Raw genomic sequence first — 24,714 nt, 5'->3', positions numbered from 1 at the left:
GTCAGGCCCCTTCCAGCTGGCTCGCCGAGGCGTCGCGGCCGCCCAGACGGCGCAGCAGCAGCGCCAGCGCCAGGCCCACGAGGACGAGGATGACCGCGATCGCGCTGGCCGGGCCCATCAGGTTGGCCTGGAACCCCCGCTTGTACATGTCGAGGGCCAGCACCCGCGTGGCGTCGCCGGGCCCGCCCACGGTCAGCACGAAGATCAGGTCGAAGAAGGTCAGCGACCCGACCACCATCAGCGTCGAGGACGTGATGATCGTGTACTTGAGCTGCGGCAGCGTGATGCTGAAGAACGTGCGGACCCGGCCCGCGCCGTCGAGCTGGGCGGCCTCGTACATCGAGCGCGGGATCTGCCGCACGCCGCCCTGGTAGATCAGCGAGTGGAACGGGATGAACTGCCACGACACCACGAAGATCACCACGCTGAAGGCGAGGACGGGCTCGCCCAGCCAGTCCTGGGCCAGCAGGTCGAGGCCGAGCCCGGCGCCGAGCCCGAAGTTCGGGTCGAGCAGCGACTTGTAGGCGATGGCGATGGCGGCCGAGCTGAGCAGCAGCGGGATGAAGTAGAACACCGACAACAAGGCGCGGTAGCGCTGCTGACCGGCCAGGAACACCCCGAGCAGGATGCTGGCCGGCGTCTGCAGCGCCCAGGACGCGGCCATCACCAGGAACGTCACCCACAGGGCGTGCGGCAGCCCGGGGTCGGAGAGCACGGCCTGCCAGCTGGACAGGCCGGCGAAGCCGATGTCGCCGAGCCCGTCCCAGGAGGTGAAGCTGAGGACGAGGACGCCGATCAGCGGGATCACGCCGAAGGCGACGAAGAACAGCAACGCCGGGACGGCCAGCCAGGCCAGGGAGCCGCGGCCCCCTCGCCCGGCGGCCGCCGGCGTCCCCCGCCCGGCGGGGGTCGGGATCACGCTCACTTGCCGATGACCGCGTTCATGTTCGTCTGGAACTGCTGCGGCGAGATGGACAGCTGGAAGAGCTTGGCGATGTTGTCCAGCAGCACCTCGGCCGCGGTCGGGCTGAGCGCCTGGTCCCACGACTGGGCGAAGGTCTGGGCGTTGCTGGCGATGCCGTAGACGAACTTCAGGAAGTCGGCGTCGGGGGAGGAGGCGAAGGCCGCGTCGGCGCCCTTGACGATCGGGACGGCGCCGGTGTCCGCCCACTCCTTGACCTCGGTCTGGTCGAGCACGCCGCTGGTGAAGAACTTCTTGGCGAGCTCCTTCTGCTCGGGGGTGGCCTTGGCGGAGATCGACAGGTACTGGCCGGGGTTGCCGACGGTGTTGCTCGGGTCGCCCTTGCCGCCGTCCACGGGCGGGAAGTTCATGTAGCCGAGGTGGCCGCCGGGGACGAAGTCGCCGCCGTCGTTCTTCATGCCGCCGTACGTCCAGCCGCCGTGCAGCATCATGGCGGCCTTGCCGGTGTAGAGCAGCGCCTGGTCGGCGTTGGAGTCGGCGGTGATGGAGGAGAAGCCCTTGATGAAGCCGTTCGCCTTGATCAGGTCCTGCATCTTGGTCAGGGCGTCGAGGGCGGCGGGGTTGGACCAGGCGTCCTTCTGGCCCTCGAACACCGCCTGGAACACCTCGGGGCCGCCGATCCGGTCGAACAGGAACTCCAGCCACATCATGTTCGTCCAGCGCGACTGGCCGCCGAGCGAGAACGGCGCGATGCCCTTGGCGTTGATCTTGGGCACGATGTCCATGATCTCGCCCCAGGTCGTCGGTGGCTGCACGCCGACCTTCTCCAGGACCTCCTTGTTGTAGTACAGGACGATCGGCTGCACGGTCTCGCACGGCATGGCGTAGATCTTGCCGTCGACCGTGGCCGCGCCGAAGGAGGAGGGGAACAGCCGGTCCTTGACGGCGGCGTTCTCCGCGAACCACGACGTCAGGTCCTCGACCTGGCCGGCCTGCACGTAGCTGCGCAGCGTGCCGCCGCCCCAGCCCCAGATCAGCGTGGGGGCCTGGCCGGCGCCGATGGCGGTCTTGATCTTGGTCTTGTAGGCGTCGTTCTGGAACGGCGTGCCCTCGATCGGGGTGCCGGGGTTCGCCTTGTTGAAGCGCTCGATCGCCCGGCGGCGCACGCCTTCCTGCGGCTCGACCGACAGGTACCAGTAGGTGGCCTTGGCGCCGCCGCCGCCACCTCCGGTCGGGCTGCCGCCACCCGCGCGGGTGGGGCCGGACGTGCCGCAGGCGGCGAGCGCGGCTCCCAGGGGCAGCCCCATGGAGAGGCTGAGGAAGGTGCGGCGAGAGGTTGACCTGGTCTCCACGCTGATCTCCGTACTCGAATGCCGTGGCCTGGCCGCGGCTCGGTTGTCCTTGGGACGCGTTGGCCCCGCGGTCGGATCGGCAACCCCCCAATGCCGCTCGTCCACTCGCCCTTGAGTGAACTCGTCGAAACATTTGCGACATGACCGCGCGGCACGTCAATCTAGATTTCGACCATTACCGTGTCAAGACCCTTACCGGGGAAACCGGCTCTGGGCGGGCGCCGGGCCCGTGTAGTACTGTCGCGCGGGCAACTAGCTGGCCATTCCATCAGCTTTGCGGCATTGTGCAGGTGGCGGGCATGGCCCCGAAACATTTCGAAAATTTGCGGCAGAAACTCTTGAAGGAGTGCAGTTCATGACGGCTCTAGATCGGACCCCGGCGGATCGGGTCCTCGGTCCGTGGCTGGACCCGGCGCTTCCCGTGGCCGAGCGGGTCGAGGCCCTCCTTCAGGAGCTGACGCTGGAGGAGAAGGTCGCCCAGCTCGGCAGCCGGTGGGTGGGCAACGACATGGCGCACGGGGAGGAGCCCCCCGTCCCCGACCCGGACGCCACCGGCACCCACAACGTGGCCCCGATGCAGGACGTTTTCGCCGCCTCGGGCACCGTCCCCTTGGGAGAGGCCGCGCGGCACGGGCTCGGCCACCTGACCCGCGTGTTCGGCAGCGTCCCGGTGACGGTGGCCGAGGGCGCCGCCGAGGTGGTGCGCCTGCAACGCGAGGTCGTCGGCCTGTCCAGGCTCGGCATCCCGGCCGTCGTGCACGAGGAATGCCTGACCGGTTTCACCACCTATGGCGCCACCGTCTACCCGGCGGCCATCGCGTGGGCCGCCACCTTCGACCCGGACCTGGTCGAGCGCATGGCCGCGGCCATCGGGCGGGACATGCGCGCCGTGGGCGTGCACCAGGGCCTGTCCCCGGTGCTCGACGTGGTGCGCGACTACCGGTGGGGCCGGGTCGAGGAGACGATGGGCGAGGACCCGTACCTCGTCTCGATGCTCGGCGCGGCGTACGTGCGCGGCCTGGAGAAGGCCGGCGTGATCGCCACGCTCAAGCACTTCGCCGGGTACTCGGCCTCACGGGCCGCCCGCAACCACGGCCCGGTGCCGATGGGCCGCCGCGAGCTGATGGACATGATCCTGCCGCCGTTCGAGGCGGCCGTCACCCTGGGCGGCGCCCGTTCGGTGATGAACTCCTACTCCGACGTGGACGGCGTGCCCGCCGCCGTCGACTCCTGGCTGCTGACCGAGCTGCTGCGCGAGGAGTGGGGCTTCACCGGCACCGTCGTGTCCGACTACTGGGCGGTCCCGTTCCTGGCGACCATGCACCAGGTGGCCGCCGACCCCGGCGACGCGGGGGCGCAGGCGCTCGCCGCGGGCGTGGACGTCGAGCTGCCCGACACCCTCGGCTTCGGCGCCGGCCTGGTCGAGCGGGTGCGCCGGGGCGAGCTTCCCGAGTCGCTGGTCGACCGCGCAGCGCGCCGGCTGCTCACCCAGAAGGTGCAGCTCGGCCTGCTCGACCCCGGCTGGACGCCGGAGGGCTCGGTCGCCGGCGCGGAGAACGCCGAACTGGACTCGGCCGCCAACCGCGCCCTGGCCCGCGAGCTGGCCGAACGCTCGATCGTGCTGCTCGACGCCGGGACCGCGCTGCCGCTGCGGGCCGGCCTCGGCCGGGTCGCCGTCGTCGGCCCGTGCGCCGACGACCCGCGCACGTTCATGGGCTGCTACGCCTTCCCCAACCACGTGCTGCCCCGCCACCCCGGGCTCGGGCTCGGCGTCGAGGCCCCGACCGTGCTCGACGCGCTGCGCGCCGAGCTGCCCGGCGCCGAGATCACCTACGAGCCGGGGTGCGCGGTGCAGGGCGGCGACCGGTCCGGCTTCGCCGCGGCGACGGCCGCCGCCCGCGAGGCCGACCTGTGCGTGGCCGTCGTGGGCGACCTGGCCGGCCTGTTCGGCCAGGGCACGTCGGGCGAGGGCTGCGACGCCGAGGACCTGCGGCTGCCCGGCCTCCAGGCCGACCTGCTGGCCGAGCTGTTCGCGACCGGCACGCCGGTCGTCGTGGTGGTCGTCTCCGGCCGTCCGTACGCGCTGGGCGAGGTGCACGCCGGAGCCGCCGGGCTGGTCCAGGCGTTCATGCCCGGGGAGGAGGGCGGCGGGGCGATCGCCGGTATACTGACCGGTCGTGTCCAGCCTGGAGGCAAGCTTCCCGTGCAGATACCCCGCCATCCTGGCGGGCAGCCGGGCACCTACCTGCAGCCCCCGCTCGGAGCCGACAGCAAGGGCATCAGCAACCTCGATCCCACCCCGCTGTTCCCCTTCGGGCACGGCCGCTCCTACACCTCCTTCGAGGTGGGCGACCTGCGCCTCAGCGCCGACGAGGTGCCGGCCGACGGCGAGTTCACCGTCTCGGTCACCGTCGCCAACACCGGCGACCGGGCCGGCGACGAGGTCGTGCAGCTCTACCTGCACGACGTCATCGCCCAGGTCACCAGGCCGGTGAAGCAGCTCACCGGCTTCGCCAGGGTCCGCCTCGAACCGGGCGCGAGCAGCCGGGTCTCCTTCCTCGTGCACACCGACAGGACCGCCTTCACCGGGCGTGACCTGCGGCGCGTCGTGGAGCCTGGAGACGTCGAGGTGCTCGTCGGCACGTCCGCCGCCGACCTGCCGTGCCGCGGCGTGGTCCGGCTGACCGGGCCGGCGCGGCCGGTCGGCGCCGGCAGGCGGCTGGTCACCCCCGTGGAGATCCGAGGAGGAACAGATGCCGGCTCCTAGGCGCGCCACGCTGGCCACCGTCGCGGCCTCGGCCGGCGTGTCCGTCGCCACCGTCTCCAAGGTGCTCAACGGCCGCAGCGACGTGGCCCCGGCGACCCGTTCGCTGGTGGAGTCGCTGCTCCAGCAGCACGACTACGTGCCCGCCACGCCGCGCCGCGGCGAGGCGGGCGGCCCCGCCACGGTCGAGGTGCAGTTCGACGACGACCTCAACGCCTACTCCACCGAGATCATCCACGGCGCGATCGAGGCCGGCGACGAGCTGGAGACGTCGGTCGTCGTCAGCATCAGGAAGAGCCACCAGCGCACCGGCGGCTGGGCGCGCGACCTGGTCGCCGCCGGGCGGCGGGCGCTCATCGTGGTGACCAGCGAGCTGACCGGCGCGCAGCTCGGGGCGCTGTCGCGGGCCCGGCTGCCGCTGGTCGTGATCGACCCGCTCAACCTGCCGACCACCAGCGTGACCAGCGTCGGCTCGACGAACTTCGCCGGCGGCCTGACCGCGACCCAGCACCTGCTCTCCCTCGGCCACCGCCGCATCGCCTACATCGGCGGCCCGCCGACCTCGGCCTGCAACCAGGCCCGCCTGCACGGCTACCGCGCGGCGCTGGAGGCGGCCGGCGCGCCCGAGCCCCCCGGCTACGTCCGCACCGCCCACTTCCACTACCAGGACGGCCTGGTCAACGGCGCGAGCGTGCTCGACCTGCCGCGGCCCCCGACCGCGATCTTCGCCGGCTGCGACGAGATCGCGCTCGGGGTCATGGAGGCCGCCAGGTCGCGCGGCCTGCGCATCCCGGAGGACCTGAGCATCGTCGGCTTCGACGACACCCAGATCGCGCGGATGGCCTCGCCGCAGCTGACCACCGTGCGCCAGCCGCTGCGCGAGATGGGCCGGGCGGCCCTGCGCACCGCGCTGCGGCTGGCGGCCGGCGAGCGGATCGACTCCCACCACGTGGAGCTGGCGACCGAGCTGGTGGTACGCGGCTCGACCGCCCCGGCGGGCCCTACGGAAGGCTGCCCTACGGAAGGCTGAAGGCCAGGAACACCGACCCGTACGGGTTCGGGTACGGCGTGAAGGAGTACCCGGACTGGACGTACAGCATGCCGTGCGACACCACGGCCCCGCCGCCGCCCGAGACGGCCCCGCCGCGCCCGGTCAGCCCGTTGACGCCCTGCACCTCCTGCATGGTGTCGTAGGCCCACACCACCTCGCCGGTGCGCGCCGAGTAGGCCCGCATCTTGCCGTCCATGCTGCCCTCCCACACCAGGCCGGGCGTGCTGGAGACGGCCGGGGTGTGGCCGAGCTGGCAGACCTGCGGATACTGGGCCGCGCCGCCGGTGGCGCAGCCGTCGGCCGGGTTGGGCGTCTCCCACAGCAGATGCCCGGTCGCCGGGTCGAGGGCGAACAGGGTGCCGGGCCGGGCCATGTACGTGGCGACGTACAGGCGTTCCCCGTCGAAGGAGGTGCCCCACTGGACGCCGGACAGGCCGCCGCCGGGCATCGGCTTCGACAGTTGCCGCTGCCAGACGACCTTCCCGGTACGGGCGTCGAGCACGTGGTAGACGCCCGCCTTCTGCCCGATCCCGACCAGGGTGCGCCCGCCGGTCCTGAAGACGTTGGGCGCGGATCCGAGGTCGAAGTCGAGCGCGGTGCCGTCGGGGAAGTTGGGGCAGTACTCGCGGTCCTCGGGGGTGGGCAGCGAGCACTCCAGCCGCCAGGTGTCCACGTCGGTCATCCGCCGGGTCCAGCGCGGCCGGCCGGTGTCGATGTCCAGCGCCAGCACCGAGTCGTAGTGGCCGGCGCTGCCGGTGTAGTTCTGGCCGGTGCCGACGTACAGGGTGCGGGTGAGCGGGTCGAGGGCGGGGGAGCCCCACACGCCGCCGCCCGAGGGGGCGTACCGGGGGACGCCGTTGGGCCAGGTGCCGTCCTGGCGCGCCTTCGGCACGGTGTTGAAGCGCCAGATCGGGCGGCCGGTGTCGGCGTCCATGGCGTCGAGGTGGCCGCGGAAGGTGCAGCAGGCGTGCTCCTTGCCGATGATGTTCTCGCCGCTGGAGACGCCGACGTAGACCCGGTCGCCGAAGACCAGGGGCGAGCTGGTCACGATCGCCGTGACGGTGTCGTCGAGCCTGCGGGCCCAGGCCAGGCGGCCGGTGCGCTGGTCGACGGCGTAGAACCAGCCGCGCACGTCGCCGAAGTACACCTTGCCCCTGGCCACGGCCGGGCCGTCCTGGACCTGGGTGCGGCCGGTGCCGACGGTCGTCAGGTCGAACTCCCAGCGGGCGGCGCCGGTGGCGGCGTCCCTGGCGTACAGCTTGCCTTCGGGGGAGCCGAAGTACACGGTGTCGCCCACGACGGCGGGCTGGCTGCGCGGCGTGCCGGCCTCCTTGGGGTAGGCGAAGGCCCACTTCAGCGCGAGGCCGCCGACCGTGCGCGGGTTGATCGCCCGCTCGGCCGCGTTGTGCCGCCAGCCCAGCGGGCTCTGCTGCCACATGGGCCAGTCGCCCCCGGCCGCCGCCTGCGCGGGGGCGGGCCCCTGCAACAGCGCGAGGCAGAGCGCGGTCAACAGCCGGATCATGACGTCGCCTCCTTGTTCCAGAACGCGCACTGGTGCTGCCTGGCGATCTCCCGCGTCAGCTGGCTGTCACCGGCCGGGGCCAGGGACATGACGGCGGGGTCGGCGCGGGTGTAACGGGGCCAGAGCGGGGTCCCCTCCGCGGTCGGGTCGCCGGTGCGGGCGAAGCCCGTCCACTGGGCGACGAGCTGGGCGCCGAAGGAGCGCTGGTTGGCGTCCAGGTCTTTGACGTCGGAGTACAGGAAGGGCATCTCGCTGATGTGGAAGGCGCCGTTCGGCTTGGTCTGGTCGAGGAAGAACAGCGGGGGCGCGTCGGTGTTGTCCACCTGGAAGGCGTACACCGGGAGGTGCGCGGCCAGCCGTTCGTCGTTCAGCAGCGCCGGGCAGACCGAGTTGCTGTCGGCCACGATCGTCCGGTACGCGATGAACGCCGCGGGCGCGGGGAACCTGGCCAGCGGGTAGCGGGCGAGAACCTCGGGAGCGAGGGCGCCGTACTGCCGGCGGACCAGGGTCTCGTACTCGGCCGGGGTGTCGGCGGACGGGAGCTGGACCTCGTCGCGGCCCACGCCGTGCATGAGCGAGACGCTGTTCACCCTGCCCTTGGCGAACGCCCGCGACGGCGACATGGTCAGGATGCGGCCGTCCACGATGGGCGCGATCGTCCCGCGGTCCGGGCCGAGCCCGTCGGAGGACTGGTCGAGCAGCGCCTTGACCGGCTCGGCCCGCAGGCACGCGCCCGGGTCGGCGGCCTGCTCGCAGCCGAGCGCGGTGGCGAACCTGGCGCCCTGGGCCTGCGCCTCGGCCTGCGTGGGCAGCTCGGCCTTGCAGTCCTGCGGCTGCCAGAAGGTGTTCGCGCCGAGCAGCGAGTTGTACTCACCGCTCTGCACGATCCCCTTCTCGAACAGGCCCTTGGCGGTCGGCGACGCCGTGTGCGCGCAGACGCTGGACCCGCCGGCGCTGGCCCCGAAGATCGTCACGTTGGCGGGGTCGCCGCCGAAGCGGGCGATGTTGCGCCGGACCCAGCGCAGTGCCTCCTGCTGGTCGGACAGGGCGTAGTTGCCGGCGTTCGGGCCGAACGCCCGGTGTGACAGGAATCCGAAAATGCCCAGCCGGTAGCCCACGCCGACGTGCACCACGTTCCCGGCCCTGGCCAGGTAGGAGCCGTCGGACGGGGAGCCGTACCGGAAGCCGCCGCCGTGGAACTCCACCATGACGGGCAGCTTCCGCGCCCCGGCGGGGGCGGCGACGTTGAGCTTGAGGCAGTCCTCGTCCTCGGAGGGGGAGCCGAGCAGCTCCGCCTGCGGGCACGGGCTGCCCCGCCCGGTGCCGGAGAGCACGCCGGGCCACGGTGTGGGCCGGCGCGCGGGCGTCCAGCGCAGGTCGCCGACGGGCGGCGCGGCGTACGGGATGCCGAGCCAGGAGCGCAGGCCCTCGCCCGCGATCCCGCACACCTGGCCCGAGTCGGTGGTGACGGTCGTGTCGGGCGCGCAGGCCGGCGCGCCGAGCGGGGCCGCCGTCGAGGGCGGGGTGGTCAGGCCGAGCGTCGCGATCACGACGAGCGCGCTCAGCCCTGGCCGGAGCTTCAACATGCGCAAGTTCCCTCAGCAGATTTACTCGGAATCTTGCGCATCGTGTCAAGGCGAGTCAGCCGGATCAATGGCGGCCGTCATACCGGACCGCCATCACGCCCGTATGATCACCGCACGGGGCAGAACAGCTAGCGGTCGCTCCACTTGATCTCGTACGGCTTGAGCGTCAGCTCCTTGCCGTCCACCGTCGTGGTGACCTGCTTGTCGACCGTGTTGACCGCGAGCAGCCGCTGCGGCTGGGCCAGCACCCGCACCCGCGGGTCGGAGGAGGTGACCGGGTCGATCTGCGCGCCCGCCGGGAACCACCGGGTGAAGTCGCTCACCAGCTTGCCCGTCGGCATCAGCGCGCCCGTGCGCGGCTCCCACATGCAGGCCCTGCACTCGCCGTCCTTGGCCTGCGGGTTCCAGTACAGGGCCGTGCTGGCGCCGCTCTTGGCGAACTCCATCATCGAGGCGGCCTGCACGGCCAGCCGCATGGGCTCGTCCCAGACGGTGCCGTCCTCGGGCACGAAGTACCACTCCGACCACCACACCGGCAGGTCGCCGGTCTTCTCGCGCAGCCACTTGGTGATCGCGCTGAACTTGGCCAGAGCGCCGAACGCGTCCGGCAGCAGTTCGTGGGTCTCGGTGGGGGAGGCGCCGTCCACGACGACGAAGTCGGCGCCCTTCTTGTTCTTGAACCAGTACTCGAAGGCGTCGAGGGCGTGCTGGTTGACCGCCCCCCACGGGCCGCGCAGCTCGGTGTCGCCCTTGCTGTCGCTGTCGAAGCCCAGGTACGGGCCGCCGACCTTGGCGTCGGGACGGACCGCCTTCACCGCGTCGTACACCTTGTTGTACAGCTGGGTGTAGCCCTTGTAGTCCGCGGGCTTCTTGTGGTCACGCCAGAAGCCCTTGAACTCGTTCCAGACCATGAAGTACTTCACGTCCCGGTACCGCTCGGCCACGGTCGCCGCCAGCTTGGCGAACTCGTCGAAGTACTCCGGGTACGGCGCGTCCTCCAGGTGCTCCTGCCAGGCCGACTCCTCGGTCGGGCCCTCGGGGCCGCCCTTCATCCAGTCGGGGGCGCAGCACAGCGTGATGATCCCGGTGCCGCCGGACTCCCGCATGAAGTTCGTCCGGCTGTCGAGGTCCTCCCAGAAGTAGTCGCCCCGGCGCGGCTCGGGGTTGAGCGCGCCGAAGCCCATGATGTGCTGGTTCTGCAGCATCGGCGTCTCGGACAGCGCGCGGGCGACGTCCTGTTCCAGGCGCGGGGTGATGTTGTTGGCGCTGACGCCGGTGTGGGTCAGCCCCCAGCGCGGCCAGTCGGCTTCCACGGGCGGCGGCTTCTGGGCCTTCGCGGTGGCGGCGGGCGTGGACGCCTGCGGCGGCTGGGCGCCGGTGGTCTCCTGGCCGGCGGTGGCGCCGAGGGAGCATCCGGCGGCCAGCACGGCCAGGGCGGCGAACCCCATCACGCAGGCGGTCAACCGGCCGGAACGCCGCGACACCGTCCCCCCGCTAACTCTTGACACCTGAATCCCCACCTGGTCCTCGGCGCTTTTTGCCTAGAGGCTTCCATGCACCCGCAAACGCGGCAAACCAGTGGGACGGATTCACAGCCAAGCGTTACCTGGCGTTACCTTGCGGACGCGGCGGCGCTCCCGGCGCCCCTGGCGCGCCGGGAGGCCGCCGCGTCCTGTCCCTAGCGACCCTGCAGACCTCTGACGTTGTCCCCGAACGTCCAGCCCTTCGAGCCGTCCCAGTTGATCGACCAGGTCATCAGGCCCTTGAGCTGGCCGTTGAAGGCGTTCCAGCCCTGCGACACCAGCGAGGGCGCCATGTACCCGCCGCCGGCTCCCGGCTGCGCGGGCAGGCCGGGAACCTGCTTGTCGTAGGGGACGGTGATCGTCGTGCCCTGGATGGTCAGGCCGTTGTTCAGGCAGGTGGTCTGCACGGTGAAGCCCTGCACGGTGCCGGCGGAGTAGGAGTCGCCGGAGCAGCCGTACATGCTGCCGTTGTAGTACTGCATGTTCAGCCACCACAGGCGGCCGTTGTCGGCGTACTTCTTGATGATCGGCAGGTACGCGCCCCAGATGGACCCGTACGTCACGCTGCCGCCCGTCACGTACGCCGTCTCCGGCGCCATGGTCAGGCCGAACCCGGCCGGCATCTGGGCGAGCACGCCGTCGATGATCCGGATGAGGTTCGACTGCGAGGCCGAGAGCTGGGTGATGCTCCCGCCGCCGGTCAGGCCGGTCTCGATGTCGATGTCGATACCGTCGAAGTTGTACTTCTTCAGGATCGGCACGACGGTCGCCACGAAGCGGTCGGCGACGGCGCTGGAGCCGAGGTCGATGCCGGCCGCCGCGCCGCCGATGGACATGAGGATCGTCGCGCCCGCGGCCTTGGCCTGGCACATCTCGGCCGGGGTGGCGACCTTGACGGTGGCGTCCATGCCGTCCTCCCACAGCACGGTGCCGTCGGAGCGGATGACGGGGAACGCGGCGTTGATCACGTTGTAGCCGTGCTGCTTGATGCGCGGGTCGGTGATCGGGATCCAGCCGAGCGGCGGGTGCACGCCGTTGATGGCGCCGTCCCAGTTCTCCCAGTAGCCCTGGATCACCTTGCCGGCCGGGCGCGGCTTGGTCGGGCAGGTGGTGTCGGTGGGCGTCACGGTGGGGGTCACGGTCGGGGTGACCGTGGGCGTGACGGTCGGCGTCACGGTCGGGGTGACTGTGGGGGTGACTGTGGGGGTGGCGGTGCCGCCGGGGCCGTCGAAGTTGACGTCGTCGGCGTAGTAGGTGCCCTGCCCGTACCAGCCGTGCAGGAAGATGACGGCGGTGCTCTGGTTCGCCGTCGTCGTGAACGACACGCTGAGCTGCGTGTACGCCGTCGCCGACGAGGTCCACGAGGAGGAGCCGCCGGTGACGCCGAGGTAGACGTAGCTGCCGCGCACCCAGGCGCTCAGCGTGTACGTCGTGCTCGGCCGCACCGACACCGACTGGGTGCACTGCGCGGTGTCGGACCCGCTGGCCGCCGCGGCCAGCGCCTTGGTGCCGGAGTGGACCGGGGTGGAGACCACGGACCCCAGCCCGCCGGTGCACGACCACGGCGACAGGGACCCGGTCTCGAAGTCCGGGTTGGTGAGGAGGTTGGCTGCCTGGGCAGAGGTCTGGACGACGAGGACGCCCAGTGCCGCCAGGACGGAGGCCAGCAGCACGACGAGGAGACGGCGCGTTCGCTTCATGGTGGACAACCCTTTCGTCGCCCGAGCGCGGGCCCGCGACCAGCGGGTTCATCGGATTATGTAAAGAAACTTTAAAGTTGTCCACGCGGCTTCCATACCACTTTGGTCATATCGCGGACGTGTCGTCCGGGCCCCCGCGGACCCGGACGACACGTCGGGACGGGCTCAGTTCACGTTGAGCGTGAACGTGCTCGTCGTGTTGCGGATGTCGGTGGCGTTGCCGCTCAGCCGCAGACCGTTGAACGTGGCCGACCCGATCGCCGGGCCCTGGCCGGGCTCGGGCAGCTCGTTCACCCAGATGCCGAAGCCGGACTTGGCGTCGAAGGCGTCACCGCTCCTGCGCGCCCCCGAGATCGACACGTTCGTGAACACCGTGTCGGTGACCGGGTTCAGCGGCGTGCTCGGGCTGGAGTAGCCGGTCTGGAACATGATCCCGCTGTAGGTCGGGTCCACGATGTCCACGTCGGTCACCCGGATCGCGGTGAACTTCTTGGACGAGGAGAAGATCCACAGCGCCGGGAACGTCTGCTGTCCCCAGAAGTGCCCGCCGGAGCGCACGAGCGAGATGTTCTCGAACTTCGTCTGGCCCGGCCCGAAGTCCCGCATCGGGATGCCGAAGTCGAGCGAGCTGATCGTGATGCCCGAGTAGACCAGGGTGTCGGCGATGTAGGCGTTGCGCACGACGTTGTTCTGGCCGCCGTACACCGCGACGCCCGCGGCCCGCCAGGTCAGCAGCGAGCTGATGTTCTCGAAGACGTTGCCCGACTGGTCGGCGTTGACGTTGTCGATCGCCGCGAACAGCGCGAAGCTGTCGTCGCCGGTGGCGCGGGTCTCGACGTTGGTGATCAGGTTGTTCGTGCTGCCGTTGGTGAAGTTCGCGCCGTCGGCGAAGGTGTTCCTGATCCGCGAGTTCCTGATCGTGACGTGGTCGACGTTCGTGCCCCAGAACATGCAGATCTGGTGCTCGACCCAGATGTTGTCGATCGTCATGTTCGAGACCTTCGACAGGTCGAAGATCTTGCCGGGGCCGTCGATGCGCGAGGTGTAGTTGCCGAAGTGGGCGAACCCGGCGAACGTCGAGCCGTTCGACGACGCCTCGGTGCGCCAGCCGACGTCGGTGCCGTCCTGGCCGGACGGCGAGACGAACCTGGTGTACCAGGGGCCCGCGCCGACCACCTTGACGGCCTTGCCGTACACCTGGAACTTGCCCGTCGTCTGGTACGTGCCGGCGGGCAGGTAGACGCCGGTCAGGTTGCTGTCCTGGCGCGCCTTGTCCAGGGCGTTCTGCACGTCCTGCTGGGAGAACCCGGCCGGTACGGCGTAGTGCGCGGGGTCGGGGTTCGCGGCCGGGGAGACCTGCTCCAGGCTGACGAAGTCGATGGCGTAGGTCGTGGTGTTGGCCGGGTCCTTCTGCAGCCTGATCCTGCTGCCCTTGGGGACGGTGGTGTTCAGCATGACGTTGGCCTCGTCGTAGATGTGCCGGGCCGGGCCGGCGCCGGGCGAGTTGCCGGGGCTCGCCTCCGCGCCGTACAGCCAGGCGTACTTCGAGGTCAGGTCGATGGCCTTGTGGAAGGCGCCGTCGACGTAGATGTTCAGGGTCGAGTTCGTCCCGCCGCCGCCCGGGGCGTCCGGGATGGAGAAGCGGGTGACCAGGGTGTTGGTGTCGGCCTTGGTGGTCCACTCGACGTAGGAGCCGTTCTGGTTCAGCGTCACCGCGCGGCGGCCCGACGCCTCGCCGGCCACCGTGCCGACGTCCCTGCTCGGGCCGACGACCTGCGCGCCGCCGCCGGTCACGCCGTCCTCGGCCTCGTAGGTGTCGTACGGCATGTTCGCGCCGCGGCCCACGAAGAGCTGCTGGGTGCTGGTGTTGTTGGCCTGCTTGACCGGCAGCTCGTTGGCGTCGTTCGCGATGACGGTCTTCACCGTGTACCTGCCGTTGGCGGCCGTCCAGGTGCCCAGGGTGACGGGCGCGGTGGTGGCGCCGGCGGCGATCGCGCCGCTGTGGGAGCCGGTGAGGGTCCTGACGACCGTGCCCGCCTCGTTCGCGACGGTCAGCGTGACGCCGTGCGCGCCCGCCGCCGAGGCGACCGTGCCCTGGTTCTTGATCGCGACCGAGAACGTGACCGTGCTGCCGCCGGCCGGGTTGCCCGGCGTCCAGGAGACCGGCGAGGCGACCAGGTCGGAGGTGTCCACCGGTTTGACCACCAGCGGGGACGGGCCGGTGAGGGAGTTGTTGGACTCGTTCTGCTCGATGACGGTCCCGGCGTCGTCGGCCTTGGCGGTGACCGGGTAGTTGCCGGCGTCCCGGGCGCCGATGTTCGCGGTCACGGTCGCGGAGGCGCCGGCGGCCAGCGCGCCCACGTTCGCGGTGGCGACCTTGGCGGCGCCGAGGGAGAAGGCGACGTCGGTCGCGGCCGACGGCGCGTTGCCGGCGTTCCTCACCACGGCCGACAGCGTGACGGCGTCGGTCTCCACCGGCGCCTGCGGCGTCCAGGACAGCGAGGTCACGGTCAGGTCAGGGTTCGGCGCGGGCACGCCGATCACCTGGAGCTCGGCCACCTGCCCCGCCGGGGCCCCGGTGTTGGCCGTGAACGACAGCCGCACGTCGGCCACCCGCGCGCTGACCGGGACCGTCACCGTGTTCCCCGAGGCCGGGTCGAACGTGTACGACGCCGAGGAGACCAGGTTCGTGAACCCCGAGGCCCCCTGCTCCCGGCCGAGCACCTGGAAGGTCTGGGTACGGGTGCTCCACACGGCCGCCGGGTCGAGCCTGACCACGACCGAGGACACGTCGGCGTTCGCGCCGAGCTGCACGGTGAGCGTGTTCGGGTAGCTGCCGCCCGCGCCCTCCCAGTACGTCGTCACGCTGTTGTCGTCGGCGTTGGCGGCGACGTAGGTGTGCACGTAGGAGGAGGCGGTGATCGGCTTGCCGGCGGCCAGGTTGGAGCCGCCCCCGCCGCTGCCGGTCCGGGTGACGGTGTTGCTCGGCGGCGACTGGTTGCCCGCCGCGTCCCTGGCCCTGACGTGGTAGGAGACGGTGAGCGTGCCGGGCTGGTTGTCGGTGTAGGTCAGCACGTTCCCGGCGACGCTGGCGCGCAGCGCGTTGTTGGCGTAGACGTCGTAGCCGGTCACGCCCACGTCGTCGGTGGCGGCGGTCCAGGTCAGCTTGATCTGGCCACTGGAGGGCTCGGTGTAGGCCAGGTTGCCGGGCGCGGCCGGGGCCTGGGTGTCGCCCGAGCCGGGGCCGTACACCTCGAATTCCGAGACCTGGGCGGCGGGCCAGCCGGTGTTGGCGGTGACCGTCACCCGGACGTACCGGACGGTCGCCGCGGTGAAGGTGATCGTCGCCGCCGGGGCGAACGTGCGGACGGCCGAGGCCGAGAGGGTGGTGGTCGGCGGGTTGTCGGTGCCGCCCTGCACCGTCAGCGTCTGCGTCCTGGACTCCCACGTGGAGGGCAGCTTCAGGACCAGCTGGTTCACGCTGACGGCCGAGCCGAGGTCCACCTGGATCCACTGGGGGAAGGCGTTGTTGGCGCTCTCCCAGTAGGTGGCCTGGTTGCCGTCGGTGGCGTTGCCGCCGCCGTACACGTCGGTGCTGCTGCTGACCGTGACGGGCTTCCCGGCCGCCAGGTTCGGGCCCGCGGCCGCGGCCGGAAGGGCCGTCCAGCCGATCATCGCCAGGGCGACCGCCACGGCCGCCGCGAGCGGTCGTAAGAGGGAAGGCTTGCGCTTCATGGGGGGTGTCACCTCTCGTCAGGCTGGGAGGGTTGCCCGCACCTTAAGTTGACCAATAGAAATACGCAATGTTTCTACTTCATTTCGCAAATAATCGACTGTGGGTTGGCATCCCGCCTGTCTTGAAGGAGCCAGCTCAAGAGCCCTGCACGACTCGCGGTTCTCGTGGACAGTGGCTGCAAGGCAGGGCGCAAGCTGTTGCAAGTGTTTGCGGATTTGGTCGTATAGTTTGCGCATGACCCGACGACTCGGAGACGTGGCCAAGAAGGTCGGCATGAGTGAGGCGACCGTGAGCCGGGTGCTCAACGGCAAGCCCGGCGTGTCGGAGGCCACCAGGGAGGCCGTGCTCACGGCGCTCGACGTCCTCGGGTACGAGCGCCCGACCCGCCTGCGCGGCGACCGCGCCCGGCTGGTCGGCCTGGTGCTCCCCGAGCTGCAGAACCCGATCTTCCCCGCGTTCGCCGAGGTCGTCGGCGGCGCCCTGGCCCAGCAGGGCTTCACCTCCGTGTTGTGCACGCGCACGGTCGGCGGGGTCAGCGAGGCCGACTACGTGAGCCTCCTGCTCTCGCAGCAGGTCTCCGGCGTCGTCTTCGCCGGCGGGCACTACGCCCAGGCCGACGCCTCCCACGGGCACTACGAGCTGCTCTCCGAGCGCGGGTTGCCCACCGTCCTGGTCAACGCCGCGGTCGAGCACCTGGGGTTCCCGCAGGTGTCGGCCGACGACGTGGTGGCCGCCGAGATCGCCCTCGGCCATCTGCGCAGCCTGGGCCACGAGCGGGTGGGCCTGGTGCTCGGGCCGCGCGACCACATGCCGTCCCGGCGCAAGCTCGCCGCCGTGGCCGACCAGGTCGATCCCGCGCTGGTCGAGCACAGCATGTACTCGCTGGAGGGCGGCCACGCGGCCGCCGCCCGGCTGGTCGCCAAGGGCGTGACCGGCATCGTGTGCGCCAGCGACGTGCTCGCGCTCGGCGCGGTGCGGGCCGTGCGCCGGGCCGGCCTGTCGGTGCCGGAGCACGTCTCGGTGGTCGGGTTCGACGACTCGGCCCTGATGAACTGCACCGACCCGCCGCTGACCACCGTCCGCCAGCCGATCGACGCCATGGGCCGGGCGGCCGTCGACCTGCTCATCGCGCAGATCGACAAGCACGTGGTGCCCGCCGACGAGCTGCTGTTCGACCCGGAGCTGGTGGTCAGAGCCTCGACGGGACGGGTGCGCGACCCCCTCTGAAGGCGGCTTCCAGTGACCTAGTCGTTATCTTGCAATCCCATGTCGAAACATTGCGGACATCTGAGCGATCTGCCATTGTGAGCGCACAGCGGGGCGCCTCACCGTCCCCCGGCTTCGTCAAGCTTCGGAAGGGTCAGATCGATGAAGAGATCGGACTATCGCAGGACTGTGGGGCTGCTCCTGGCGGCAGGCCTGAGCATGAGCGCCGCGGCCTGCGGCAGTGACGACGACACCAAGCCCCAGGCACAGAACAGCGCCTCAGGTGCCGCGCAGGTGAACATCACCGTCGCCTGCCAGCCCGCGAAGTCCGCGCCCAAGGAGCGTCAGGCCTGGGACGACGACGTGGCCGCGTTCCAGCAGGCCCACCCCGGCGTGACGGTCAAGAGCACCGACCAGCAGCCCTGCTTCGATCCCAAGACCTTCGGGCCGAAGATGGCCGGCGGCCAGATGGAGACCGTGTTCGTGGTGCCGGTCACCAACTACGCCGACGTGATCGGCAAGGGCCAGGGCCTCGACATCACGCAGTACACCGGTGAGATCAAGAACTGGAACGACCTGCGCCAGGACGTCCGCGACCTGGTCACCAAGGACGGCAAGGTCTACGGCGTCCCCAATGTGCACTACAGCGTCGGCCTGGTCTACAACCGGGCGCTGTTCACGAAGGCCGGGCTCGACCCCAACACCCCGCCCAAGACCTGGGACGAGGTCCGCGAGGCGGCCAAGAAGATCGCCGCGCTCGGCGGCGGCGTCATCGGCTACGGCGAGTACTCCGGCGGCAACACCGGCGGCTGGCACTTCAACCAGGCCCTGTACGGCCGCGGCGGCGACATGGTCTCGGCCGACGGCAAGACCGCCGCGTTCAACTCGCCCGAGGGCAAGGCCGTGCTGCAGTTCCTGAAGGACCTGCGCTGGGTGGACAAGAGCACCGGCGCCAAGCTGTTCAACGCCTGGGAGCCCCTCATGCAGGCCATGGGCTCGGGCAAGGTCGGCATGATGCTCGGCGCCCCCGACGTCGTCACCGACGTGGTCAACAAGTTCAAGGGCGCCTCCACCGACTACGGCATCACCGGCTTCCCCGAGGCCAAGGCGTCACTGAGCGGCGGCGAGGCGTTCTTCGTCAACCCCAAGGCCACGCCCGAGCAGGTCAAGGCCGGTCTGGCCTGGGTGGACTTCCGGTTCAACACCGTCGACAAGGGCCGCTTCGACTTCGCCCGCGGCAAGGCGCTCGGCAACCCGGTCGGCGTGCCGGACAACGACGTCTACGGCGCCTCGCCCACCGGCAAGGCCATCCAGGACGGCCGCAAGGCCAGCGCCACCCTGCCGGTGGAGAACTACCAGCCGTACGTGGACGCCTCGGCCACCATCCCGCCCAAGATGGAGCCGCCGCACGCCCAGGAGCTCTACGCCATCCTCGACGTGGCCATGTCGGCCGTGCTGAGCCGCGAGGACGCCGACGTCGACCAGCTCCTCGCGGACGCCGAGACCAAGGCGAACGCCATGCTGGCCAGCAAGGGCTGAGCGGAACGTGAGACCGGGGCGCCGCGTCCGCCGGCGCCCCGGTACGTCGAGTCGGTGATCGGAGACACCCCATGAGCATTGCCACCGCCGGAACCGCGCGACGGCCGAGGCCGCCCTCGCCGCTGCGCCGGGCGTTGCGGAGGAACCTGACGGCCTACGGGTTCATGGTCGGGGCGCTGTTCTGCTTCGTACTGTTCTCCTGGTATCCCATCGTCCAGGAGTTCATCCTCGGCTTCCAGAAGACCGACCTGGTCAACGAGCCCGAGTGGGTCGGCCTGGAGAACTTCAGGACCGCCTTCGCCGACCCCGCCTTCGGGCCCGCGTGGCTGAACACGCTCACCTTCACCGTCCTCGCGCTGGTGCTCGGCTACGGGCTGCCGTTCGCGGTGGCGATCCTGCTCAACGAGCTCCGCCACTGCCGGGCCTACCTGCGGTTCGTGGTGTACCTGCCGGTCATGCTGCCCCCGGCCGTCGCGGTGCTGCTCTTCCGCTGGTTCTACGACCCCGACGTCGGCCTGTTCAACCAGATCCTCGGATTCTTCTCGCTGCCCGGCCTCAACTGGATCTACTCCACCGACACCGCGCTGCTCTGCCTGGTGCTCGTCTCGACCTGGATGAACATGGGCTCGGCGACCCTGATCTACCTCGCCGCGCTGCAGAACATCTCGCCCGACCTCTACGAGGCCGCCGAGCTCGACGGCGCCGGCGTGTGGAAGCGGATCAGGCACATCACGATCCCGCAGACCCGGCTGATCCTGCTGCTCATGCTGATGTTGCAGATCGTCGCGACCATGCAGGTCTTCATCGAGCCGTACCTGCTGACGGGCGGCGGCCCCGAGAACGCCACCGCCACCGTCGCCTTCCTGATGTTCCAGCAGGCGTTCACCTACAGCAACTACGGCGCGGGCGGCGCGCTGGGGATGATGCTCATGGTCGTCCTGCTCGCCTTCGCCGCCGTGCAGCTCCGGCTGACCCGCGAGGAGAAGAGCTGACCATGTCGAACGCCACCCTGCAACGCCCCGCCGCGCCGTCCTCGGCAGGACGCCGGGCACGGCGGCGGCCGCCCCGGCGCATCGAGGTGCAGTTCCGCACGATCATCTCCCCGCACCAGCTCAACAGCCGGTGGGGGCGGCGCGTCTACTGGACGGTCCTGGTCGCGACGGTCGTGACGTTCACGGTCGTCTTCCTGCTGCCGATGTACTGGATGATCACCGGCGCGCTGAAGTCGGCCGAGGAATTCGCCCAGGTGCCGCCCACGCTCTTCCCCGAGAAGCTGAACTTCGGGAAGTTCCTGGAGGCCTGGGAGCTGTTCGACATCGGCACGCTGCTGCGGAACACCGTCGTGTACGCCGGCGGCGGCTGGCTGGTCACCATGGCGGTCGACGTCACCGCCGCGTACGCGCTGTCCAAGCTGCGCCCGGCGCTCGGCAACGTCATCCTCGGCGCGATGCTGGCCACCCTGATGATCCCGCCGATGGTCGTGCTCATCCCCACCTATCTCGCCATCCACGACGTGCCGATCTTCGGCTGGGACCTGCTGAACAACCCGTGGGGCCTGTGGCTGCCCGCCGCGGCCAACGGCTTCAACATCTTCCTGCTCAAGAGGTTCTTCGACTCCATCCCCCGCGAGCTGCTCGAAGCCGCCCAGATCGACGGCGGCGGCCCGTTCCGCATCCTGTGGTCGGTGGTGCTGCCGGTCTCCCGCCCGATCCTCGGCGTGACGTCGATCTTCACGATCGTCACCTCGTTCAAGGACTTCATCTGGCCGCTGCTCGTCATGAGCGACAGCGAGAAGATGACGCTCAGCGTGGGCCTGGCCCAGACCGCCGGGGCCGTGTCGCAGGACCAGGTCATGGGCGGCCTGGTGATCGCCAGCATCCCGACGATCATCGTCTTCTTCATCTTCCAGCGGCACATCATGGCGGGACTCACCGCCGGCAGCCTCAAGGGCTGAGTGCCTCCACCTATGGCAAGGAGTTGTCTTCAGCATGTCCGAAACGTGGTGGCGGGGAGCCGCGATCTATCAGGTCTACCTGCGCAGCTTCGCCGACGGCAACGGTGACGGCGTGGGCGACCTGGCGGGGCTGCGGGCACGTTTGCCGTACCTGTCGACGCTCGGGGTGAACGCGATCTGGCTCAACCCCTGGTACCCGTCGCCGCTGGCCGACGGCGGGTACGACGTGGCCGACTACCGGGACATCGATCCCGTGTTCGGCACCCTGGCCGAGGCGGAGGAGTTCATCGCCGAGGCGCACGAGCTGAACATCAGGATCATCATCGACGTGGTGCCGAACCACAGCTCGACCGCGAGCGAGTGGTTCCGGGAGGCGCTGCGCGACCCGTCCGTGCGCGACCGGTTCTGGTTCCGGGACGAGCCCGGCGAGTGGCAGTCGATCTTCGGCGGCCCCGCCTGGACCCAGGTGCCCGACGGCCAGTGGTACCTGCACCTGTTCGACCCCGGGCAGCCCGACCTCAACTGGACCAACCCGGACGTCCACCGCGAGTTCCACGACGTGCTGCGCTTCTGGTACGACCGCGGCGTGGACGGCATCCGCATCGACTCCGCCGCCCTGCTCACCAAGCCCGACGGCCTGACCGGCTCGTACGAGGACCTGGACGAGGTCCACGACGTCTACCGGAGCTGGCGCCTGATCAACGACGAGTACGACGACCGCGTCCTGGTCGGCGAGGTGTGGCTGCCCGACCAGGAGCGCCTGGCCCGCTACCTGCGCCACGACGAGCTGCACACCGTCTTCAACTTCCCGTTCCTGGCCTGCCCCTGGGAGCCCGCCGGCCTGCGCCAGGTGATCGAGCAGACCCTCGCCACCCACACCCCGCTCGGCGCCCCGCCCACCTGGGTGCTGTCCAACCACGACGTCGCCCGCGTCGTCACCCGGTACGGCCGCGCCGACACCTCCTGGGACCACGGCGACCGCAGGGACGGCGCCCCCTCCGACCTGGAGCTCGGCTACCGCCGGGCACGTGCGGCGGCGCTGCTGGCCATGGCGCTGCCCGGCGGCATCTACATCTACCAGGGCGAGGAGCTGGGCCTGCCGGAGGTGGACGACATCCCCGACGAGCTGCGCCAGGACCCGATGTGGCGGCGCTCGAACCACACGGTGAAGGGGCGCGACGGGTGCCGGGTGCCGCTGCCGTGGTCGGGCGACGAGCCGCCGTTCGGGTTCGGCACGGCCACGCCGTGGCTGCCGCAGCCGGACGCCTGGAACAAGCTCACCGTCGAGGCCCAGACCGCCGATCTGGGCTCGATGCTCAACCTCTACAGGAACGGGCTGCGCATCCGCGCCGAGCGGCTCGGCGACGGCACGCTCACCTGGCTCGACCTTGGGCCCGACGTGCTCGCCTTCACCCGGGACTCCGGCCTGACCTGCGTGGTCAACCTGGGCCCCGGCCCGGTGCCGCTGCCCGCCCACGACACGGTCCTGCTGGCCAGCGGCGCCCTGGACGGCGACCGCCTCCCCGCCGACACGGCGGCCTGGCTCGCCTGACCGCCCCGGCCCCCTGCCTCCGCCTGCGGCCGGGGTCGGGGGCCGGAGTTCGGCCGGGTCAGCTCTGGACGCGCAGGTCGGCGAAGAGGGCGCGGTGGTCCGAGCCCGGCAGGTCGAGGATCCGCGCGTCCACCGCCCGCGTGCGCCCGTCCGTGAGCACGTGGTCGATGGCGACCAGCGGCGGGATCCGGCGCATCGGCCAGGTGGGCACCAGCCCGTTGCCGGTGGCCGCCGCCGCGTCGGTGTAGCCGGTGCCCAGCAGCCGCCGGAACACGGCGTGGTCCAGCGTGGCGTTGAAGTCCCCGGCCAGGATCCGCGGCGCGCCCGTGGACGACGCGGGCGGCAGCGTCCCGACCCCCGCCTCCCACTCCGGTACGGTCGAGGGCACCGGCGCCACCGGATGCACGACCACCACCTCCACCGAACCGCCGGGCAACGCCGCCTCCACGACCGGCATGTGGTGCCCGACCGGCTGGAACACGCCCGTACGCTCGGTCAGCGGGTGGCGCGCGTACACGCCGCTGCCCACCGGCCCCCACGTCTCCGGCTTGGTGACCTGGTACGGCAGCAGCGTCTCCAGCCCGGCCGCCGTCAGCCGGTCGCGTTCCGACCAGGTCAGCTCCTGGAGGCTCAGCACGTCCACGTCCAGCGTGCGCACCAGGTCGACGATCGTGCGGGCGTCGCCGCGGCCGCCGTTGAGGTTGGCGGTCAGCACGCGCAGCGGACGGCCGGTCGCGGCGTCCGCCCCGCCGGGCAGGGCGCGCGGGAGCACCAGCCAGGCCAGGCACACGCACACCGCCAGCATGACCGCGACCGCCGCCCTGCTGCGGGCCAGCGCCGCCACCCCCAGCATCAGCAGCGCCGCGATCCCGAAGTACGGCGTGAAGGACACCAGCGGGACCAGCGGGAAGCCCGACTCCAGGCCGCCGAGCCGGACCGCCGTCCCCGCCACGAAGAGCACCGCGACCGCCGTCGCCAGCCGCCGCCACCACACCCGGCGCGGACGCGTCCGCACGGGTTCCATCGCTTCGTCCGTCAGCACAGCCCGAACCCTAGGCCGCGATTCTTAAACGCAGATGAGCGTCAGGCAGGACCGAGGCTCCACGCGCTGAGGAGAGCGTCGCCGCCGGCGCCCACGACGACGGGACGGCCCTCCAGCTCGGCCAGCGCCAAGGCCCGGATCTCGGCGCCCGGCCCCGGGCCCAGCTCCCCGATGACCTTGCCGTCGGCCAGGTTCCAGACGCGGACGACCGTCTCGCCGCCGCCCGGCGCGTGCGCGACGACCGCGACGGGCCTGCCGCCGAGCGCGCCCACGACCAGGGAGGACGTCCCCCGGTCGTCGGGGCTGCGGCGGCTGAACGTCCACTTCTTCCTGCGCCTGCCGGTGGCCAGGTCGTAGACGCGCAGGGTGGCGTCCAGGTGGGTGGAGACCAGGACGGGACGGCCGTCCAGCTCGCCGCAGGCGAGCAGCTCGATGCCGCCGATCTCGCCGGTCTTGTAGGTGTGTGTCACCTTTCCGTCAGACAGGCGGCGTACCCGGACGCGGTTGCCGCCGTCGCCGGTGACGAGCACGTCGTCGCCGCCGAGCCGGCCGAAGGCCAGGCCGTTGACGCCCTGGAAGTGGTCGGTGACGGCGGGGCCGATCTGGCGGCCGGTGGCGATGTCCCACAGGCGTACGACGCTGTGCAGGTCCTTGAGGCTGTCGTACTTCTGGGTGACCGCGACGCCGCGTCCGGCGGTGGTGACGGCGATGACGGGGTCGGCCGCGCTCACCCTGCCGAGGACGCCGCCCGCCGGGTTCCACAGCCGCGTCCCGCCGTCGCGGTGCCCGGTGGCGGCCCTGCCGTCGCCGCAGGCCACGGCGGTCGCGGCGGCGCCTCCGTCGCCGAGTCTGAGGACGGTCGCGGGCGCCGCGGCCAGGTCCCAGACGAGCGCCACGCCCTTGGACGTGCCGCAGACGACGGTGGAGCCGGCGGCGGCCAGGACGGCCGGCTCGCCACTGCCGGCGGGCAACGGCACGGGCTCCCTGACCGGCGCGCCGAACGGCTCGACCGCGGGGGTCGGGCCGGTGGACCCCGTGGGAGATCCGGTGGGGTCCGCAGTCGGGTCCGCTGTCGGGGACGTGCCGGGCGCGGGGCTCGTCGCGGCCGTCGCGGGGGTCGTCGGCGTGCCCGACGCCGGGGGGCCGGTCGGGTCGCCGGGGGGGCCGGGGTGCGGGTCGTCGGCGAGGCTGTTCGCGGGGCGCAGGTGGAGGAACGCGGACGTGGCCGCGGCGGCCCCGGCCGCCGCCCCGCCGCCCCTCACGGC

The 24,714-nt window shown here is 71.2% G+C and carries 15 protein-coding genes and 1 pseudogene; 7 read left to right on the top strand and 9 right to left on the bottom strand.

What is annotated here, in order from left to right; all coding sequences use genetic code 11:
- Position 1 precedes the first annotated feature (1 nt).
- Together ABZ815_RS03710 and ABZ815_RS03705 are read right to left on the bottom strand one after the other, a co-directional pair.
- On the bottom strand, positions 2-925 hold the full coding sequence (locus ABZ815_RS03710) for a sugar ABC transporter permease (RefSeq protein WP_357693584.1): 924 nt from the start codon (positions 923-925) through the stop codon (positions 2-4).
- Positions 922-2,274, bottom strand: a complete 1,353-nt coding sequence (locus tag ABZ815_RS03705; protein ID WP_357693582.1) for an extracellular solute-binding protein — start codon at positions 2,272-2,274, stop codon at positions 922-924. Before ABZ815_RS03705 ends, ABZ815_RS03710 begins: the two co-directional genes overlap by 4 nt.
- Before the next feature lie 355 nt (positions 2,275-2,629).
- Between ABZ815_RS03705 and ABZ815_RS03700 the strand changes: the two genes are divergently transcribed.
- The gene (locus tag ABZ815_RS03700) at positions 2,630-5,041 is read left to right on the top strand and encodes a glycoside hydrolase family 3 N-terminal domain-containing protein (RefSeq protein ID WP_357693580.1); all 2,412 of its coding nucleotides are present in this window, start codon (positions 2,630-2,632) and stop codon (positions 5,039-5,041) included.
- On the top strand, positions 5,028-6,068 hold the full coding sequence (locus tag ABZ815_RS03695; protein WP_357693578.1) for a substrate-binding domain-containing protein: 1,041 nt from the start codon (positions 5,028-5,030) through the stop codon (positions 6,066-6,068). The genes ABZ815_RS03700 and ABZ815_RS03695 overlap by 14 nt, the downstream gene beginning before the upstream one ends.
- Here the strand turns inward: ABZ815_RS03695 and ABZ815_RS03690 are convergent.
- From ABZ815_RS03690 to ABZ815_RS03670, 5 genes are all read right to left on the bottom strand, one after another.
- Positions 6,055-7,611, bottom strand: coding sequence for a PQQ-binding-like beta-propeller repeat protein (locus ABZ815_RS03690; protein WP_357693576.1), 1,557 nt, complete (start codon positions 7,609-7,611; stop codon positions 6,055-6,057). The two genes, ABZ815_RS03695 and ABZ815_RS03690, sit on opposite strands and share 14 nt — an antisense overlap.
- Positions 7,608-9,197, bottom strand: coding sequence for a carboxylesterase family protein (locus ABZ815_RS03685; RefSeq protein WP_357693574.1), 1,590 nt, complete (start codon positions 9,195-9,197; stop codon positions 7,608-7,610). The genes ABZ815_RS03690 and ABZ815_RS03685 overlap by 4 nt, the downstream gene beginning before the upstream one ends.
- A gap of 128 nt (positions 9,198-9,325) precedes the next feature.
- The gene (locus ABZ815_RS03680) at positions 9,326-10,681 is read right to left on the bottom strand and encodes a xylan 1,4-beta-xylosidase (RefSeq protein WP_357693572.1); all 1,356 of its coding nucleotides are present in this window, start codon (positions 10,679-10,681) and stop codon (positions 9,326-9,328) included.
- A 194-nt stretch (positions 10,682-10,875) separates the two neighbouring features.
- Entirely contained in the window at positions 10,876-12,420 is a 1,545-nt protein-coding gene (locus tag ABZ815_RS03675; protein WP_357693570.1) for a glycosyl hydrolase family 18 protein, read from the bottom strand.
- A gap of 165 nt (positions 12,421-12,585) precedes the next feature.
- Complete coding sequence (locus tag ABZ815_RS03670; protein WP_357693568.1) at positions 12,586-16,155, bottom strand: discoidin domain-containing protein; 3,570 nt, start codon at positions 16,153-16,155, stop codon at positions 12,586-12,588.
- A gap of 235 nt (positions 16,156-16,390) precedes the next feature.
- Between ABZ815_RS03670 and ABZ815_RS03665 the strand changes: the two genes are divergently transcribed.
- The 5 genes from ABZ815_RS03665 (at position 16,391) to ABZ815_RS03645 (ending at position 22,407) form a co-directional block, all read left to right on the top strand.
- On the top strand, positions 16,391-17,383 hold the full coding sequence (locus tag ABZ815_RS03665) for a LacI family DNA-binding transcriptional regulator (RefSeq protein WP_357693566.1): 993 nt from the start codon (positions 16,391-16,393) through the stop codon (positions 17,381-17,383).
- A 141-nt stretch (positions 17,384-17,524) separates the two neighbouring features.
- On the top strand, positions 17,525-18,901 hold the full coding sequence (locus ABZ815_RS03660) for an extracellular solute-binding protein (RefSeq protein ID WP_357693564.1): 1,377 nt from the start codon (positions 17,525-17,527) through the stop codon (positions 18,899-18,901).
- A 71-nt stretch (positions 18,902-18,972) separates the two neighbouring features.
- Positions 18,973-19,893, top strand: a complete 921-nt coding sequence (locus ABZ815_RS03655) for a sugar ABC transporter permease (RefSeq protein WP_357693562.1) — start codon at positions 18,973-18,975, stop codon at positions 19,891-19,893.
- Positions 19,894-19,895: 2 nt separating this feature from the next.
- Positions 19,896-20,855 carry a carbohydrate ABC transporter permease gene (locus ABZ815_RS03650; RefSeq protein ID WP_357693560.1) on the top strand — a complete coding sequence of 320 codons (960 nt, stop codon included), beginning with the start codon at positions 19,896-19,898 and terminating at the stop codon, positions 20,853-20,855.
- Positions 20,856-20,889: 34 nt separating this feature from the next.
- A complete protein-coding gene (locus ABZ815_RS03645; RefSeq protein ID WP_357693558.1) occupies positions 20,890-22,407 on the top strand; it encodes a glycoside hydrolase family 13 protein in 1,518 nt (505 codons plus the stop codon).
- 58 nt (positions 22,408-22,465) lie between these two features.
- Here the strand turns inward: ABZ815_RS03645 and ABZ815_RS03640 are convergent, their stop codons facing one another.
- A complete protein-coding gene (locus ABZ815_RS03640; protein ID WP_357693556.1) occupies positions 22,466-23,449 on the bottom strand; it encodes an endonuclease/exonuclease/phosphatase family protein in 984 nt (327 codons plus the stop codon).
- 41 nt (positions 23,450-23,490) lie between these two features.
- Positions 23,491-24,714, bottom strand: a pseudogene (locus ABZ815_RS03635) (hypothetical protein); the annotation flags it as partial.

The organism is Nonomuraea sp. NPDC047529 (assembly GCF_040642995.1).
Classification (GTDB): Bacteria; Actinomycetota; Actinomycetes; order Streptosporangiales; family Streptosporangiaceae; genus Nonomuraea.
The sequence above is the reverse complement of the archived record's forward strand: the minus strand, read 5'-3'. Positions and strand labels throughout refer to the sequence as shown.